The 16052-nt window shown below is 56.4% G+C and carries 17 protein-coding genes, 2 pseudogenes and 1 other annotated feature; of the genes and pseudogenes, 11 read left to right on the top strand and 8 right to left on the bottom strand.

What is annotated here, in order from left to right; all coding sequences use genetic code 11:
* The first annotated feature begins 82 nt into the window (after positions 1-82).
* Complete coding sequence (locus tag DVA44_RS10425) at positions 83-334, top strand: YciN family protein (RefSeq protein ID WP_103822247.1); 252 nt, start codon at positions 83-85, stop codon at positions 332-334.
* Between the two features lie 35 nt (positions 335-369).
* Here the strand turns inward: DVA44_RS10425 and sohB are convergent, their stop codons facing one another.
* Positions 370-1416 (bottom strand): protease SohB, encoded by a 1047-nt coding sequence (gene sohB, locus DVA44_RS10420; protein WP_114386646.1) that lies wholly within the window; start codon positions 1414-1416, stop codon positions 370-372.
* 249 nt (positions 1417-1665) lie between these two features.
* Between sohB and DVA44_RS10415 the strand changes: the two genes are divergently transcribed.
* The gene (locus tag DVA44_RS10415) at positions 1666-2427 is read left to right on the top strand and encodes a YciK family oxidoreductase (RefSeq protein ID WP_114386644.1); all 762 of its coding nucleotides are present in this window, start codon (positions 1666-1668) and stop codon (positions 2425-2427) included.
* Complete coding sequence (gene cobO / locus DVA44_RS10410) at positions 2424-3014, top strand: cob(I)yrinic acid a,c-diamide adenosyltransferase (RefSeq protein ID WP_114386642.1); 591 nt, start codon at positions 2424-2426, stop codon at positions 3012-3014. The genes DVA44_RS10415 and cobO overlap by 4 nt, the downstream gene beginning before the upstream one ends.
* A gap of 32 nt (positions 3015-3046) precedes the next feature.
* Here cobO and rluB read toward each other — a convergent pair whose 3' ends face one another.
* The 4 genes from rluB to rnm form a co-directional block, all read right to left on the bottom strand.
* Complete coding sequence (gene rluB, locus DVA44_RS10405; RefSeq protein WP_114386640.1) at positions 3047-3925, bottom strand: 23S rRNA pseudouridine(2605) synthase RluB; 879 nt, start codon at positions 3923-3925, stop codon at positions 3047-3049.
* 385 nt (positions 3926-4310) lie between these two features.
* The gene (locus DVA44_RS10400; RefSeq protein WP_114386638.1) at positions 4311-4577 is read right to left on the bottom strand and encodes a hypothetical protein; all 267 of its coding nucleotides are present in this window, start codon (positions 4575-4577) and stop codon (positions 4311-4313) included.
* Positions 4578-4881: 304 nt separating this feature from the next.
* Entirely contained in the window at positions 4882-5502 is a 621-nt protein-coding gene (locus DVA44_RS10395) for an L-threonylcarbamoyladenylate synthase (protein WP_103179897.1), read from the bottom strand.
* Positions 5499-6380 (bottom strand): RNase AM, encoded by an 882-nt coding sequence (gene rnm, locus DVA44_RS10390; protein ID WP_114386636.1) that lies wholly within the window; start codon positions 6378-6380, stop codon positions 5499-5501. Before rnm ends, DVA44_RS10395 begins: the two co-directional genes overlap by 4 nt.
* Positions 6381-6539: 159 nt before the next feature.
* Positions 6540-6635 (top strand) — a sequence feature (Trp leader region).
* Between the two features lie 24 nt (positions 6636-6659).
* Here rnm and DVA44_RS10385 point away from each other — a divergent pair.
* From DVA44_RS10385 to DVA44_RS10350, 8 genes and pseudogenes are all read left to right on the top strand, one after another.
* Entirely contained in the window at positions 6660-8222 is a 1563-nt protein-coding gene (locus tag DVA44_RS10385; protein WP_114386634.1) for an anthranilate synthase component 1, read from the top strand.
* Complete coding sequence (gene trpD / locus DVA44_RS10380; RefSeq protein ID WP_103179900.1) at positions 8222-9817, top strand: bifunctional anthranilate synthase glutamate amidotransferase component TrpG/anthranilate phosphoribosyltransferase TrpD; 1596 nt, start codon at positions 8222-8224, stop codon at positions 9815-9817. The genes DVA44_RS10385 and trpD overlap by 1 nt, the downstream gene beginning before the upstream one ends.
* 3 nt (positions 9818-9820) lie before the next feature.
* Complete coding sequence (gene trpCF, locus DVA44_RS10375) at positions 9821-11179, top strand: bifunctional indole-3-glycerol-phosphate synthase TrpC/phosphoribosylanthranilate isomerase TrpF (RefSeq protein ID WP_114386632.1); 1359 nt, start codon at positions 9821-9823, stop codon at positions 11177-11179.
* A 10-nt stretch (positions 11180-11189) separates the two neighbouring features.
* A complete protein-coding gene (trpB, locus tag DVA44_RS10370) occupies positions 11190-12383 on the top strand; it encodes a tryptophan synthase subunit beta (RefSeq protein WP_103179902.1) in 1194 nt (397 codons plus the stop codon).
* Complete coding sequence (gene trpA / locus DVA44_RS10365; protein WP_114386630.1) at positions 12383-13192, top strand: tryptophan synthase subunit alpha; 810 nt, start codon at positions 12383-12385, stop codon at positions 13190-13192. Before trpB ends, trpA begins: the two co-directional genes overlap by 1 nt.
* A gap of 158 nt (positions 13193-13350) precedes the next feature.
* Positions 13351-14562: pseudogene (gene yedE / locus DVA44_RS10360) on the top strand (selenium metabolism membrane protein YedE/FdhT).
* Positions 14559-14792 carry a sulfurtransferase-like selenium metabolism protein YedF gene (gene yedF, locus DVA44_RS10355; RefSeq protein WP_114386628.1) on the top strand — a complete coding sequence of 78 codons (234 nt, stop codon included), beginning with the start codon at positions 14559-14561 and terminating at the stop codon, positions 14790-14792. The pseudogene yedE and the gene yedF overlap by 4 nt, the downstream one beginning before the upstream one ends.
* 104 nt (positions 14793-14896) lie before the next feature.
* Positions 14897-15169 (top strand): YqjD family protein, encoded by a 273-nt coding sequence (locus tag DVA44_RS10350; RefSeq protein ID WP_103179906.1) that lies wholly within the window; start codon positions 14897-14899, stop codon positions 15167-15169.
* A gap of 33 nt (positions 15170-15202) precedes the next feature.
* Here DVA44_RS10350 and DVA44_RS10345 read toward each other — a convergent pair.
* From DVA44_RS10345 to DVA44_RS10335, 3 genes and pseudogenes are all read right to left on the bottom strand, one after another.
* Positions 15203-15325: pseudogene (locus DVA44_RS10345) on the bottom strand (OmpW family outer membrane protein); the annotation flags it as partial.
* Between the two features lie 159 nt (positions 15326-15484).
* Positions 15485-15805, bottom strand: coding sequence for a hypothetical protein (locus DVA44_RS10340; protein ID WP_114386626.1), 321 nt, complete (start codon positions 15803-15805; stop codon positions 15485-15487).
* Position 15806: 1 nt separating this feature from the next.
* Entirely contained in the window at positions 15807-16046 is a 240-nt protein-coding gene (locus DVA44_RS10335; protein ID WP_114386624.1) for a DNA polymerase V, read from the bottom strand.
* Between the last annotated feature and the right edge of the window lie 6 nt (positions 16047-16052).

Genomic DNA, 16052 nt, shown 5'->3' with positions numbered 1-16052 from the left:
GCCCTGGAGGGGGCAAAACGGGGAAAATTTGCTCCCGGGACCGCGGCGGCGTAGACTAATATCACTGTTTAAGGAGTGGATAATGCAGCAAAATACCCAACCTATTGACCGTGAAACGTTGCTTGCTGAAGCAAATAAACTCATTCGTGAACATGACGACACCATGGCAGGGATCGAAGCCACTGGCGTTGAACAGCGCAATGGTGTGCTGGTGTTCAGCGGAGAGTACTTTCTTGATGAGCAGGGATTACCGACCCCGCGCAGCACGGCGGTATTTAATATGTTTAAATACCTCGCCCATGTCTTATCTGAGAAGTACCACCTGGTCGATTGATGCAAAAACGCGAGGCAAATGCCTCGCGTTTTTATTCACAGCAGCGGTTTCTGCCCTCGCTGTAGCCAGCGCAGCAGCAGACGATCCGCGCTCTCTGCGGCGCTGTTAGTAAAGCGGTCCATCAGCTTTTTACGGCGCGTATAGCGCACGCCCACCAGCTCGCGGCCCTCCATCAGCGACAGCAGCAGATCGTCGCTGGTTCCCACCTCATCGACCAGCCCCTTTTCCAGCGCCTGAGTACCGTACCAGTGCTCGCCGGTGGCGACCTCGTCGATATTCAGCGTGGGTCGCATCTGCTTCACAAACCCTTTGAAGAGCTGATGGGTGTCATTGAGATCTTCAAGGAATTTCTGTCGCCCCTCTTCGGTGTTTTCACCCAGCAGGGTCAGCGTGCGCTTGTACTGGCCCGCCGTGTGAAGCTCGACATCGATGTCTTTATTTTTCAGGAAACGATTGAAGTTAGGGATCTGCGCCACCACGCCAATCGAACCAATAATAGAGAAAGGCGCCGCGACAATTTTGTCGGCCACGCAAGCCATCATATAACCGCCGCTGGCAGCGACCTTATCCACCGCCACCGTCAGCGGGATATGTTTGTCACGCAAACGTTGCAGCTGTGAAGAGGCCAGCCCGTAACCATGCACCACCCCACCCGGGCTTTCGAGACGCAGCACCACCTGATCTTCGGCCCTTGCCACCGCCAGCACCGCGGTGATCTCCTCGCGCAGGGAGGAGACTTCATGGGCGTCCATGCTGCCTTTAAAGTCCAGCACATAGACCCGCGGCTTTGCCACCTCCGGATGGAGTTCCTGTTTTGCTTTCTGCTTTGCCGCTTTCGCGTCAAGTTTGTGCTTTTTCTTCTGCGCTTTGTGCCACTGCTTTTGCTGATGCGCATCAAGCAGCGCCACTGACATCTCTTCCTTCATCTCAGTGTACTGCTCGCTTAAGCGGGTAATGCGCAACTCACCGCGCTGACGTTTGCGCTGCGTCAGGTTAACAATCAGAACGGCGATCACCGCAATGGCAATCACCACCGTCGCAATTTTGGCCAGAAATAAACCGTACTCAGAAAGTAATTCCACGCGTCCACCTTGGTTTAACCACTTGTTTTCACACCCAGTGTACAACAGCCTTCACCAGGCGTCTCTTACCTGACGATACCCTTGCGAGCCCTCTTCAGAAATGTTTATTTATGGATGAAATATTTGCAAATTGTTAATTTTACAGCGAACTCTCCGGTAGACTGATTGTAATCAGCCACGCTTTCGGGCATAAAGCCGAAAAGAGACCGCACAGCATGGGCCGCGCCAACGCGCGCCAGAGGAGTGACCTTGCACTATCAACCGAAAAAAGATCTACTGCAAAACCGTATTATTCTGGTCACGGGAGCCAGCGACGGCATTGGCCGCGAAGCGGCGCTGACCTACGCCCGCCACGGTGCGCGCCTGATTCTGCTGGGACGTAATGAAGATAAATTGCGCGACGTCGCGCAGGCGATCGCCAGTGAAGGCTGCGCGCCGACCCGCGAATATGTTCTCGACCTGTTAACCTGTACCCCACAGAGCTGCCGGGAACTTGCTGAGCACATTGCCGCTGAGTATCCACGTCTGGACGGGGTGCTGCATAATGCGGGCTTCCTTGGCGAAGTGCGGCCCATGGAGGAGCAAACCCCAGAGATTTGGCAGCAGGTGATGCAGGTCAACGTTAACGGCACCTTCTTCCTTACCCAGGCACTGCTTCCTTTATTACTGAAGTCCGATTCCGGCTCGCTGGTGTTTACCTCATCCAGCGTCGGGCGTCAGGGTCGGGCTAACTGGGGCGCCTATGCCGCCTCGAAATTTGCCACCGAAGGGATGATGCAGGTCCTGGCCGAGGAATATCAGAGCCGCCATCTGCGCGTAAACTGTATCAACCCCGGCGGGACACGCACCAGCATGCGCGCCAGCGCGTTCCCGACAGAAGATCCGCTGAAACTGAAAACCCCTGCCGATATCATGCCGCTCTATCTATGGCTGATGGGCGACGACAGCCGCCGGAAAACCGGCATGACCTTTGATGCCCAACCCGGCCGTAAACCAGGAATATCGCAATGAGTGATGAACGTCATCAGCAGCGCCAGCAGCGCCTGAAAGAGCAGGTCGATGCCCGCGTTGCCGCAGCGACGGATGAGCGCGGAATTATTATTGTCTTTACCGGCAACGGCAAAGGTAAAACCACTGCCGCTTTTGGTACCGCCACTCGTGCCGTCGGGCATGGACAAAAGGTGGGTGTGATCCAGTTCATTAAAGGCGAGTGGCCTAACGGCGAGCGTAATCTGCTGGAGCCGCAGGGTGTAGAGTTTCAGGTTATGGCGACCGGCTTTACCTGGGACACGCAAAACCGCGACACTGACACCGCGGCCTGCCTGGCGGTCTGGGAGCATGCAAAGCGCATGCTGGCGGATACCACGTTGAATATGGTTCTGCTCGATGAGATCACCTATATGGTGGCCTACGACTATTTACCGTTACAGGAAGTGGTTGATGCGCTGAACAACCGACCGGCGCACCAGACGGTGATTATTACCGGGCGCGGCTGTCATCGGGATCTTATGGAGATGGCAGATACGGTCAGCGAGTTACGCCCGGTGAAACACGCCTTTGATGCAGGCGTTAAAGCGCAAATCGGCATCGACTATTAACAAAAAACCCGGCCAGGCCGGGTTTTGTTTTTTTAGCCGTTGTTGTTACGGCGGCCAGAGCGGCGATTATTGCCGCTGACCTGGCTGTGACGTTTGACCGCCCGGCGGATCTGGTTCGCTTTCATACGGCGACGATCTTTTTCTACCGCCACTTTCGAGGAGGTTTCCGGCGCCAGCTGCACCAGCTCACGCAGATAGTTGGTCTGGGTTAAATCCAGCTCGGTATAGCCGCCACGTGGCAGCCCCTTCGGCAGAAGAATGTCACCGTAGCGAACGCGGATCAGGCGGCTAACCTGCACGCCAACGGCTTCCCACAGGCGACGCACCTCGCGGTTACGGCCTTCGGTCAGGGTGACGTTGTACCACTGGTTAATACCTTCACCACCGGTAAACTTGATGGTTTTAAACGCTGCCGGGCCATCTTCGAGCTGCACGCCCCGGGAGAGTTCACGGATCTTATTGTCGTCAACTTCACCAAACACGCGAACCGCGTACTCACGCTCTACTTCACGGCTTGGGTGCATCAGACGGTTTGCCAGTTCACCGTCGGTAGTGAAGAGCAGCAGGCCACAGGTGTTAACATCCAGACGACCTACAGCGATCCAGCGCGCACCGCGCAGCTTTGGCAGGCGGTCGAATACGGTTGGGCGACCTTCTGGATCGTTGCGGGTGCAGAGCTCGCCTTCCGGCTTGTAGTAAGCCAGTACGCGGCAGATTTGCTCGGCAGACTCTTTCACCGAGATCAGGTGACCATCGATACGGATTTTCAGGCCTGGTACGATTTCCACACGGTCGCCCAGCGTGGCGATTTTACCGTCCACACTGACACGTCCTGCTTCGATAATGGTTTCGATTTCACGGCGTGAACCGTGGCCGGCGCGGGCCAGCACTTTCTGTAATTTCTCGCTCATTGAGCTTCCTTCAGGTGTCGCCTTCACAGGCGTCTGGTATACATTCGAAAACAAGGAGTTAAGGGCAATTCGGCCTTAACTCAATGATCTGTAAATCTTTCACAGCACACATAATGGCAGACAATACGTCTCGCCCAGTGATTCATGGCCGCACATACTACATGAATTTTAGACTAAATGATTCAACAAGTTTTGAATGGCGAAGTTCTGGTGCTCATAACCTAAAGGAACATGAATTGAATCCGGCTGTGATGAGCCCTCGTACAGAGCGGACGGTCAGATTGCGCTATGCCGGGTGCACTCATTCCAGGCATATGACAACTTATCTCTCTTTTGAAAGATGCAGCCATACACTTTTAGTTATCCAGGCGTAGGGATAAGCATTCTATTTTTTTGGATTTGTAATTACCTTCATGGTTGAAAGGTAACAAAAAACAACAATGAAAAGTATTATAGATAAATCTATACCGGTATAAGCGTCAAACATGGAGTCAGCGCTTTCATTGCCGTGCATAAACAAAGCAATATCCACTGCCAGATCGTAATTAATATATGATTCTGGCTCTGGCAGCAGATGTCCCGTGAGCACTATCAATATCAGGAAGTAAACAATCTTACTTATCTTAAGCGCCAGCAATTTGATTATTGCCATAACAAGCCTTATCCATTGTGCCCACACCAGCGACAACCGCATGCAGGTGTGCTCTGTCTTTGGGTTGTGTCAGAGTGCGATAAACCTTAACGCCGATAGCGACATAGCCATACCCATACGAATATTCATTTATCCTACATCAACATTTTCAGGCAGGGGTAAGATTCATCCAGCAAGAGACGGATTTTCAGATAATAGCAAGAAGCTTCTTAAAGGAAGGCGTAACGAAATAGACGGAGCAGAAATATCAGGGCCATTAAAGCAGCAAAAATAATGCGAATTCAATGGCCCCTTCAGAAGGCGATTACAAGAAAGGTTTTACATCCCCCACCCCTTCACGCAACACAACCGGGGCATCTTCCGTTAAATCGATCACCGTGGTCGGCTGTTGGCCGAGATAGCCGCCGTGAATCACCAGCTCAACCTGTTTCTCCAGGCGGTCTTTGATCTCATCGGGATCGGATTCCGTAAAGTCGCTGCCCGGCAGCATCAGCGAGGTGGAGAGCATCGGCTCGCCGAGCGTCTCCAGCAGCGCCTGAGCAATCGGGTTTGACGGCACGCGCATCCCGATGGTTTTGCGTTTTTCCTGCAGCAGGCGACGCGGCACCTCTTTCGTCCCCTTGAGGATAAAGGTGTAATTACCCGGCGTGTTATTTTTGATCAACCGAAACGCCACGTTATCCACGTAGGAGTAGGTCGATAACTCAGAGAGATCGCGACACATCAGGGTGAAGTTATGCCCATTAGGCAGGTTGCGGATCCGGCAGATACGCTCCATCGCGTTTTTGTCTTCGATCTTACAGCCCAGCGCATAGCCTGAGTCAGTTGGATAGACAATAACGCCACCCTTACGCACGATCTCCACGGCCTGATTAATCAAACGCGGCTGCGGATTGTCAGGATGGATATAAAAAAATTGGCTCATACTACCCTCTCTTCAATTGGCGTTGGCTGCTCCCAGAGGTGCCACACCGGCTCGACGCCAGCGGGTAACCAGAGCTTGCGTCCCAGCTCTATCCAGGGACAAGGCTGATGAAAATCAGAGCCCTGGGAGGCAAGGAGTCCATACTGGCGGGCATATTCAGCCAGCTGACTGCGCTCGTTGGGTGCCTGCTGACACTGAGCGACTTCCATCGCCTCTCCGCCGTGTTCGGCAAAGTAAGCCAGCAGACGTTTCAGCCATTTGGCGGAAAGGTTATACCGCCCCGGATGGGCCAGTACCGCCTTACCACCAGAATGATGAATGACATCAATAGCTTGTTCTATTGTACACCACTGGGGAGGAACGTATCCGGTTTTCCCGCGGGCGAGATATTTTTTAAACACATCTGCAATGTTATTTGCTTTCCCGGCTTCAATCAGAAAACGGGCAAAGTGGGCGCGGGTCACCGCCCCGCCATTCGCCAGACGCAGGGCCCCTTCCCACGCGCCGGGAATATGCGCTTTCTCCAGACGTTCGGCGATCATCTCTGCCCGCTGTACACGCCGCATCTTTTGTTCATCCAGGAACGCACAGAGGGTCGGGTTCTCAATATCGATATTTAACCCGACGATATGGATCTCGTGATTTTCCCAGACGGTGGAAATCTCCACGCCGGTGATTAAGGTCAGAGGCAATCCGCTGCGGGCAATTTCCGCCCGCGCGGCCGCAATGGCCTCGGTGGTGTCGTGATCGGTAATGGCCAGCGTACCCACGCGCATCTCATGGGCACGATGGACAAGCTCTTCAGGCGTAAGCAGGCCATCGGAGGCCTGAGTATGGCTGTGTAAATCATAAATCACTGCGTAATTCGTGTCGCTCAAAGCGGCTCCCGTCACTGCTCGTCAATATCTGCGCCGCCATCATAACGGCATGTGGTGAAATTCTGAAATCGGGGGGTTGACAATAAGCCATCGAACTAGTTAACTAGTACGCAAGTTCACTCAACGAGGTATCTGGAAATGACCGCACATTTTTCTCTGCATAGCTGGTGGCGCACCTCCTGAATTGTCGGGCAGTGTCGTACGTCTGCGTCATGCATACAGATACCTGGCCCGCCACTGAGCGGGCTTTTTTATGAACAGAATAAAGAGAACAACATAATGCAAACAGCCAAACCGAACCTTGAACTGCTGACCCGTGAGGCGGCGTATCGCCATAATCCCACAGCCCTGTTCCATCAGGTGTGCGGCGCGCGTCCTGCCACGCTGCTGCTGGAGTCGGCGGATATCGACAGTAAAGACGATCTGAAAAGCCTGCTGCTGGTTGACAGCGCCCTGCGCATCACCGCTCTGGGCAACACCGTCACCCTGAAGGCACTTTCTGAAAACGGTGCGGCCCTGCTGTCGCTGCTGGACGATGTCCTGCCCGCGGGCATTGAGAACGAACATCGCCCGGACCAGCGGATCCTGCACTTCCCGCCGGTGAGCCAACTGCTGGATGAAGATGCCCGCCTCTGTTCTCTGTCAGTGTTTGATGCCTTCCGCCTGCTGCAAAACCTGGTGAACGTGCCGGAAAGCGAGCGCGAAGCGATGTTCTTTGGCGGGCTGTTTGCCTACGATCTGGTGGCCGGTTTCGAAGAGCTGCCCGAGCTGGAGCAGGGCAACCGCTGTCCGGACTACTGCTTCTATCTGGCAGAAACCTTACTGGTGATCGACCACCAGAAAAAATACACCCGCATTCAGGCCAGCCTGTTTACCCCGTTACTGGCGGAGAAGCAGCGCCTGGAACAGCGCATCGCCCAGCTGCAGGAGCAGATGAATGAAGCCCCGCCGGAACTGCCGGTGCAGCACGTAGAGCAGATGCGTTGCGACGTCAGCCAGACGGACGACGAGTACGGCGCGGTGGTGCGCCAGATGCAGAAAGCCATTCGCGCAGGCGAGATCTTCCAGGTGGTGCCGTCCCGCCGTTTCTCCCTGCCCTGCCCGTCGCCGCTGGCGGCCTACGACGTGCTGAAAAAGAGCAACCCCAGCCCGTACATGTTCTTTATGCAGGACAATGATTTCACCCTGTTCGGCGCCTCGCCGGAGAGCTCCCTGAAGTACGACGCCACCAACCGTCAGATTGAAATCTATCCCATTGCCGGTACCCGTCCGCGCGGTCGTCGTGCCGACGGTTCCCTGGATCGCGACCTCGACAGCCGCATTGAACTGGAGATGCGTACCGACCAGAAAGAGATGTCCGAACACCTGATGCTGGTGGACCTGGCCCGTAACGACCTGGCGCGTATCTGCACTCCGGGCAGCCGTTACGTCGCCGACTTAACCAAAGTGGACCGTTACTCTTTCGTGATGCATCTGGTCTCCCGCGTGGTGGGCGAGCTGCGTCAGGATCTGGACGTGCTGCACGCCTACCGCGCCTGCATGAACATGGGCACCCTGAGCGGCGCGCCGAAAGTCCGCGCCATGCAGCTGATTGCCGAGGCCGAAGGCCGTCGTCGCGGCAGCTACGGCGGCGCGGTGGGCTACTTCACCGCTCATGGCGATCTGGATACCTGTATCGTGATCCGCTCCGCCTACGTTGAAGAAGGCATTGCCACCGTCCAGGCGGGCGCGGGCATCGTTCTCGACTCCGTTCCGCAGTCTGAAGCTGACGAAACCCGTAACAAGGCCCGCGCGGTACTGCGCGCCATTGCGACTGCCCATCACGCACAGGAGATTTTCTGATGGCTGACATTCTGCTGCTCGATAATATCGACTCCTTTACCTATAACCTGGCGGATCAGCTGCGTGCTAACGGTCACAACGTGGTGATTTACCGTAACCATGTCCCGGCCCAGACCTTAATCGACCGTCTGGCCACCATGCAAAACCCGGTGCTGATGCTCTCCCCGGGGCCTGGCGCGCCGAGCGAAGCAGGCTGTATGCCGGAGCTGCTGACCCGCCTGCGCGGCAAGCTGCCGATCATCGGTATCTGCCTGGGCCATCAGGCGATTGTAGAGGCTTATGGCGGCTACGTCGGCCAGGCCGGTGAGATCCTGCACGGGAAAGCCTCCAGCATTGAACACGACGGCCAGGCGATGTTTGCCGGGCTGATGAACCCGCTGCCAGTGGCGCGTTATCACTCGCTGGTGGGCAGCAATATCCCGGCGGGCCTGACCATTAACGCCCATTACAACGGGATGGTGATGGCGGTGCGTCACGACGCGGACCGGGTTTGCGGGATGCAGTTCCACCCGGAATCCATTCTGACCTCCCAGGGTGCGCGCCTGCTGGAGCAGACCCTGAACTGGGCGCTGCAGAAACTGGAGCAGACCAACACCCTGCAGCCGATTCTGGAAAAACTCTATCAGGCGCAGACCCTGAGCCAGCAGGAGAGCCACCAGCTCTTCTCCGCCGTGGTACGCGGCGAGCTGAAGCCGGAGCAGCTGGCCGCCGCGCTGGTGAGCATGAAAGTGCGCGGTGAACAGCCGCAGGAGATTGCCGGTGCCGCCACCGCATTGCTGGAAAACGCCGCCCCGTTCCCGCGCCCGGACTACCTCTTCGCTGATATCGTCGGTACCGGCGGTGACGGCAGTAACAGCATCAACATCTCCACCGCCAGCGCCTTTGTCGCTGCTGCCTGTGGGCTGAAGGTGGCGAAGCACGGCAACCGCAGCGTCTCCAGCCGTTCCGGCTCGTCGGATCTGCTGGCCGCCTTCGGTATTAATCTGGACATGAACGCGGAGAAATCCCGCGATGCGCTGGATGAGCTGGGCGTCTGCTTCCTGTTCGCGCCGAAGTATCACACCGGCTTCCGCCATGCCATGCCGGTGCGTCAGCAGCTGAAGACCCGCACCCTGTTTAATGTGCTCGGGCCGCTGATCAACCCGGCGCACCCGCCGCTGGCACTGATTGGCGTCTACAGCCCGGAGCTGGTGCTGCCGATCGCCGAAACCCTGCGGGTGCTCGGTTATCAGCGTGCAGCGGTGGTTCACAGCGGCGGGATGGACGAAGTCTCGCTCCATGCGCCAACGCTGGTGGCCGAACTGCACAACGGTGAAATCAAAAACTATCAGCTTGACGCAGCAGACTTTGGTTTAACCCCGTATCACCAGGAACAACTTGCGGGCGGCACCCCGGAAGAAAACCGTGACATTCTGACCCGCCTGTTACAAGGTAAAGGTGAGCCAGCGCATGAGGCCGCTGTCGCCGCTAACGTCGCCATGCTGATGCGTCTGCACGGCGAAGAGGATTTACAGGTCAACGCGCAAAAAGTGATTGATGTGCTGCGCTCCGGCGCAGCCTATGACCGAGTGACCGCACTTGCGGCAAGAGGGTAAACAATGCAGACCGTATTAGCGAAAATCGTTGCCGATAAGGCCATCTGGGTTGAAGCGCGGAAACAGCAGCAGCCGCTCGCCAGTTTCCAGAATGACGTGGTACCGAGCAGCCGTCGTTTTTATGAGGCCCTGCAGGGCGCGCGCACCGCATTTATCCTGGAGTGCAAAAAGGCCTCCCCGTCGAAAGGGGTGATCCGCGACGATTTCGACCCGGCGAAGATCGCCGCCATCTATAAGCACCACGCTTCGGCTATTTCGGTGCTGACCGATGAGAAATATTTTCAGGGAAGTTTTGATTTTCTGCCCATCGTCAGCGGCATCGCGCCGCAGCCGATTTTGTGCAAAGACTTTATCATCGACCCGTATCAAATCTGGCTGGCGCGTTTTTATCAGGCCGACGCCTGCCTGCTGATGCTCTCGGTCCTGGACGATGAACAGTACCGCCAGCTTGCCGCGGTCGCGCACAGCCTGAACATGGGTGTGCTGACCGAAGTGAGCAACGAAGAGGAGCTGGAGCGCGCTATCGCCCTCGAGGCAAAAGTGGTCGGGATCAATAACCGCGACCTGCGCGATCTCTCCATCGACCTGAACCGCACCCGCCAACTGGCGCCGCGTCTGGGCGCAGGCGTAACGGTGATTAGCGAGTCCGGCATCAACAGTTATGCCCAGGTTCGCGAGCTGAGCCACTTCGCCAACGGCTTCCTGATTGGGTCGGCGATGATGGAGCAGGACGATCTCAGCGCCGCGGTACGTCGCGTGCTGCTGGGGGAGAACAAGGTCTGCGGCCTGACGCGTCCACAGGATGCTGCCGCCGCTTATGAAGCGGGCGCCATTTACGGCGGGCTGATCTTTGTTGACGCCTCCCCGCGTAACGTCAGCGAAACGCAGGCGCGCGAAGTGATCGCCGCCGCCCCGTTACAGTATGTGGGCGTCTTCCGCAATGGTGCCATCGAACAGGTGGCGGCCACGGCAGAGTCGCTTTCCCTCGCCGCCGTTCAGCTGCACGGCAGCGAAGACCAGGCGTATATCGATGTCCTGCGTGAAAGGCTAAAACCGCAGGTGCAAATCTGGAAAGCGCTGAGCGTGGCCGAAAACTTGCCGCCTCGCACACTGCGACATGTTGATAAGTATGTACTGGATAACGGCCAGGGCGGAACCGGGCAGCGTTTTGACTGGTCACTGCTCAACGGCGAGAAGCTGGATAACGTCCTGCTCGCCGGGGGCTTAAGCCCCGATAACTGCGTTGAAGCCGCCAAAGCGGGCTGCGCAGGTCTCGATTTTAATTCAGGCGTTGAGTCGCAGCCGGGCATAAAAGATGCCAGCAAACTGGCTTCGGTGTTCAAAACGCTGCGTGCATATTAAGGAAGAGAAGATGACCACATTATTAAATCCCTATTTTGGTGAGTTTGGCGGCATGTATGTGCCGCAAATCCTGATGCCCGCCCTGCGCCAGCTTGAAGAGGCGTTCGTGAGTGCGCAAAAAGATCCGCTCTTCCAGGCTGAGTTCACCGACCTGCTGAAAAACTACGCCGGACGCCCTACGGCCCTGACCAAATGCCGCAACCTGACAGAGGGGACGAATACCACCCTGTATCTGAAGCGTGAAGATCTGCTCCACGGCGGCGCACATAAAACCAACCAGGTGCTGGGGCAGGCGCTGCTGGCAAAACGGATGGGTAAAACCGAAATCATTGCCGAAACCGGGGCCGGTCAGCACGGCGTGGCGTCGGCGCTGGCCAGCGCCCTGCTCGGCCTGAAATGCCGTATCTACATGGGGGCAAAAGATGTTGAGCGTCAGTCGCCGAACGTCTTCCGTATGCGTCTGATGGGTGCGGAAGTGATCCCGGTGCACAGTGGCTCGGCCACCCTGAAAGATGCCTGTAACGAGGCGCTGCGCGACTGGTCCGGTAACTATGAAAACGCCCACTATATGCTCGGTACCGCCGCGGGCCCACACCCGTTCCCGACCATCGTGCGTGAATTCCAGCGCATGATCGGCGAAGAGACCAAAGCGCAGATCCTCGAAAAAGAGGGTCGCCTGCCGGATGCGGTGATCGCCTGCGTGGGCGGCGGCTCAAACGCCATCGGCATGTTTGCTGACTTCATCGACGATACCCGTGTGGGGCTGATCGGCGTTGAACCTGCTGGTCACGGGATTGAAACCGGTGAACACGGCGCGCCTCTGAAGCATGGCCGCGTAGGCATCTACTTCGGCATGAAAGCGCCGATGATGCAGACCGACGAAGGCCAGATTGAAGAGTCGTACTCCATCTCTGCCGGGCTGGACTTCCCGTCCGTGGGGCCGCAGCACGCACACCTGAACAGCATCGGTCGCGCCGAGTATGTCTCGATTACCGATGACGAAGCGCTGGAGGCGTTCAAGACCCTGTGCCGTAAGGAGGGGATTATCCCGGCACTGGAGTCTTCCCACGCCCTCGCCCATGCCCTGAAAATGATCAAAGAGAACCCGGAAAAAGAGCAGCTGCTGGTGGTCAACCTTTCCGGTCGCGGTGATAAAGACATCTTCACCGTTCACGATATTCTGAAAGCACGAGGGGAAATCTGATGGAACGTTACGATAACGTGTTTGCTGAACTTAAGGCCCGCAAGGAAGGCGCGTTTGTTCCCTTCGTCACGCTGGGCGACCCCTCTCCTGAGCAGTCGCTGAAAATCATCGACGCCCTGGTTGAAGCGGGCGCAGACGCGCTGGAGCTGGGCATCCCCTTCTCCGATCCGTTGGCCGACGGCCCAACCATCCAGGCCGCTACCCTGCGCGCTTTCGCCGCAGGGGTGACCCCGACCCAATGCTTTGAGATGCTGGCGACGGTTCGTCAGAAATACCCGACCATTCCCATCGGGCTGCTGATGTATGCCAACCTGGTCTTTAACCGCGGTATCGATGAGTTCTACGCCGAGTGCGCGCGCGTGGGCGTGGATTCCGTGCTGGTCGCCGATGTCCCGGTCGAGGAGTCGGCTCCGTTCCGCCAGGCGGCGATGCGGCACAACGTTGCGCCGATCTTTATCTGCCCACCGAATGCCGATGATAACCTGCTGCGCCAGATCGCCTCCCACGGTCGCGGCTATACCTACCTGCTGTCCCGCGCCGGGGTGACGGGTGCGGAGAACAAAGCCGCCCTGCCGCTGCACCATCTGGTGGAAAAACTGACGGAGTACAATGCCGCACCGCCACTGCAGGGCTTTGGCATTTCAGCGCCTGAGCAGGTGACCGCGGCGCTGGGCGCCGGGGCGACCGGGGCGATTTCCGGCTCAGCAATCGTCAAAATTATTGAGAACAATGTCGATAAGCCTGAACAGATGTTGAGCGAGCTGAAAGCCTTTGTCAGCGCCATGAAAGCCGCAACCCGTCCGCAGTAAAAGAGTCGCCGTCTGGTTTTTTACCAGGCGGCTTCACGCATAAATTGATCCCTTCGATCTTTAACGCAGTTAATCCTTTTCAATCGCGTTTCCCGGCGTATCATCCTCACGTTTTATAACACTTCCTCCTTAAACCTTCTGAGTTCAGAGGCTTAACTATGTCATGGCAATATTTTAAGCAGACTTATTTAATTAAGTTCTGGTCACCTGTTCCTGCCGTTATCGCTGCCGGGATCCTCTCCACCTACTATTTTGGCATCACCGGCACTTTCTGGGCGGTTACGGGTGAATTTACCCGTTGGGGCGGACAGTTGCTGCAACTGGCAGGTGTTCACACCGAAGCGTGGGGTTACTTCAAACTCATTCACCTTGATGGCTCCCCACTGACACGCATCGACGGCATGATGATCATCGGTATGTTCGGCGGCTGTTTCGCTGCCGCACTCTGGGCCAACAACGTCAAGCTGCGCATGCCGCACAGCCGGATCCGCATCGCCCAGGCGGTGGTTGGCGGTATCATCGCCGGGTTTGGTGCGCGCCTGGCGATGGGCTGTAACCTCGCGGCTTTCTTTACCGGGATCCCGCAGTTCTCCCTCCACGCCTGGTTTTTTGCGCTCGCCACCGCCGTCGGCTCGTACTTTGGCGCGCGCTTTACCTTGCTGCCCCTGTTCCGTATTCCGGTCAAAATGCAAAAAGTGAGCGCGGCCTCGCCGTTAACGCAGAAGCCGGATCAGGCCCGTCGTCGCTTTCGTCTCGGGATGCTGGTCTTCTTCGGCATGCTGGCTTGAGCGCTCTGTACCGCGCTAAACCAGCCGAAGCTCGGGCTGGCGATGCTGTTCGGTGTCGGATTTGGTCTGCTTAACGAGCGGGCGCAGATCTGCTTTACCTCCGCGTTTCGCGATATGTGGATCACCGGACGCACCATGATGGCGAAGGCGATTATCGCCGGGATGGCGGTGAGCGCCATCGGGATCTTCAGCTACGTCCAGCTGGGTGTCGCGCCTAAAATCATGTGGGCCGGGCCGAACGCCGTGATCGGCGGGCTACTGTTTGGCTTTGGGATTGTGCTGGCGGGCGGGTGCGAGACCGGGTGGATGTACCGCGCGGTGGAAGGCCAGGTGCACTACTGGTGGGTTGGTCTGGGTAATGTGATTGGCTCGACCCTGCTGGCTTACTGGTGGGATGATTTATCCCCCGCGCTGGCGACCAACTGGGACAAGGTTAATCTTCTCAACACCTTTGGCCCGCTGGGTGGATTGCTGGTGACCTACATTTTGCTGCTGGTCGCCTTTTTGTTGGTGCTGGCGCAGGAGAAACGCTTCTTCCGCCGCGCTGCCATGAAAACTGACATTCGTGAGGAAGCCGCATGAAAGCGATCGTTCCCGACTACCGCCTCGATATGCTGGGCGAACCTTGCCCCTACCCGGCGGTTGCCACGCTTGAGGCGATGCCGCAACTGAAAAAGGGCGAGATCCTGGAGGTGGTGAGCGACTGCCCTCAATCCATCAACAATATTCCCGTGGACGCCAGAAACCACGGCTATACGGTACTGGATATCCAACAGGATGGGCCCACCATCCGCTATCTCATCCAAAAATAATAAGAGGGTGGCGCCAGGCCACCCTTTCTTAAGTATTAATCCCATTTTCTCCAGGATATCCCTGTTGAGTCTATGCTTTACATTGACTACAAAAGGAGAACGTTATGTCAGACCAAAATCTTGATAATGATGCACAATATGCAGGTGAAAAAGCGAAGAACAAACTGGATGAATTCGCCGGTGCTGCACAGCAGCAGTTTGGCGAGGCCGTTGATTCGCCAAAACATCAGCTGAAGGGTGCCGGGCGCAAATATGCTGCACAGGCAAGCGACGTTGTTACTGATGTGACCGACGCGGTGAAAAATAACCCCCTTACCGGCCTGATTGCCGCGGGTGCGGTGGGTATTGTTCTTGGCCTGCTGTTAGGGCGTAAGTAAATAAAAAAAGGCCCCTCGGGGCCTTCTTATTTGTCAGAAGCGGTATCCCGCCGAGAACATAAACACCCACGGGTCCAGACGGGTATTGATATTTTGCTGCTGATCCCCCGCCTTAAAGCGCACTTCGGTGTCGATATCCATGTACCAGACCGGTAGCATTCTGATATTAAATTATCAGGCTGATAAATAAGAAATTTCCTTGAAATTCATTTCGGAAATTACCGATAAATATCACCTATTTAAGCTATTGATTTTTGGATATTAAAAAATAGTTTTGCAGAACATAATTTATTGGATTTGATGACCTCCAATACTTCAGATGGTGGGTACGTCATCTGTGTCTGTACTATTGATGAAGAAAGTCACCCTGCCCATGACCTCGACTTCTTCCGCTGCGTCGCCTTCTATCGCCTCGCCGTCCTCCGTGATTAACGCTTTTCCCAGAAAACGTGCGAATTGTGTCTGCCCCCCACTGAGGATCAGCAGAATCTGTCCCTGCACCAGTCGGGTAACAGGTTCGATAACAGCAAACCCGGAAGACGTTTCCAAGATGCGAGTATCGTTGCCGACACCGCAGATAATTTCCGGAGATAAACGTGGTGCTACGTAATCAGCAGCTGGTGAAGGGAAGCCCATGTCACAGCCCTCCGTTAGGGTTGTAGAGCATGAAGGTGCGCGCCTGACCCTCGTTAGGCGAAATGTCTTTAAAGGTCGAAACGTGGCTCTCGATCCAGTCGTTCGCCTCTTTAAGCGACCAGTTCCAGTTAGCGCGGGCCAGGTGCTTCACGAAATCCTCAGTAGTCACCGTGCGGCGCCCGCTGGGCTCGTCTTTAATGGCTGTGCGAAAAGCACCCTCAATATCGATTCTGCGTGGCATAAACCC

Source organism: Leclercia sp. W17 (assembly GCF_003336325.1).
Classification (GTDB): Bacteria; Pseudomonadota; Gammaproteobacteria; order Enterobacterales; family Enterobacteriaceae; genus Enterobacter.
The sequence above is the reverse complement of the archived record's forward strand: the minus strand, read 5'-3'. Positions and strand labels throughout refer to the sequence as shown.

Excerpts from the sequence above, each read along its gene's own strand:
- DVA44_RS10425 (WP_103822247.1), top strand. The coding sequence starts at position 83 with ATGCAGCAAAATACCCAACCTATTGACCGTGAAACGTTGCTTGCTGAA.
- cobO (WP_114386642.1), top strand. The coding sequence starts at position 2,424 with ATGAGTGATGAACGTCATCAGCAGCGCCAGCAGCGCCTGAAAGAGCAG.
- rluB (WP_114386640.1), bottom strand. The coding sequence starts at position 3,925 with ATGAGCGAGAAATTACAGAAAGTGCTGGCCCGCGCCGGCCACGGTTCA.
- DVA44_RS10400 (WP_114386638.1), bottom strand. The coding sequence starts at position 4,577 with ATGGCAATAATCAAATTGCTGGCGCTTAAGATAAGTAAGATTGTTTAC.
- DVA44_RS10395 (WP_103179897.1), bottom strand. The coding sequence starts at position 5,502 with ATGAGCCAATTTTTTTATATCCATCCTGACAATCCGCAGCCGCGTTTG.
- DVA44_RS10385 (WP_114386634.1), top strand. The coding sequence starts at position 6,660 with ATGCAAACAGCCAAACCGAACCTTGAACTGCTGACCCGTGAGGCGGCG.
- trpD (WP_103179900.1), top strand. The coding sequence starts at position 8,222 with ATGGCTGACATTCTGCTGCTCGATAATATCGACTCCTTTACCTATAAC.
- trpCF (WP_114386632.1), top strand. The coding sequence starts at position 9,821 with ATGCAGACCGTATTAGCGAAAATCGTTGCCGATAAGGCCATCTGGGTT.
- trpB (WP_103179902.1), top strand. The coding sequence starts at position 11,190 with ATGACCACATTATTAAATCCCTATTTTGGTGAGTTTGGCGGCATGTAT.
- trpA (WP_114386630.1), top strand. The coding sequence starts at position 12,383 with ATGGAACGTTACGATAACGTGTTTGCTGAACTTAAGGCCCGCAAGGAA.
- yedF (WP_114386628.1), top strand. The coding sequence starts at position 14,559 with ATGAAAGCGATCGTTCCCGACTACCGCCTCGATATGCTGGGCGAACCT.
- DVA44_RS10350 (WP_103179906.1), top strand. The coding sequence starts at position 14,897 with ATGTCAGACCAAAATCTTGATAATGATGCACAATATGCAGGTGAAAAA.
- DVA44_RS10340 (WP_114386626.1), bottom strand. The coding sequence starts at position 15,805 with ATGGGCTTCCCTTCACCAGCTGCTGATTACGTAGCACCACGTTTATCT.
- DVA44_RS10335 (WP_114386624.1), bottom strand. The coding sequence starts at position 16,046 with ATGCCACGCAGAATCGATATTGAGGGTGCTTTTCGCACAGCCATTAAA.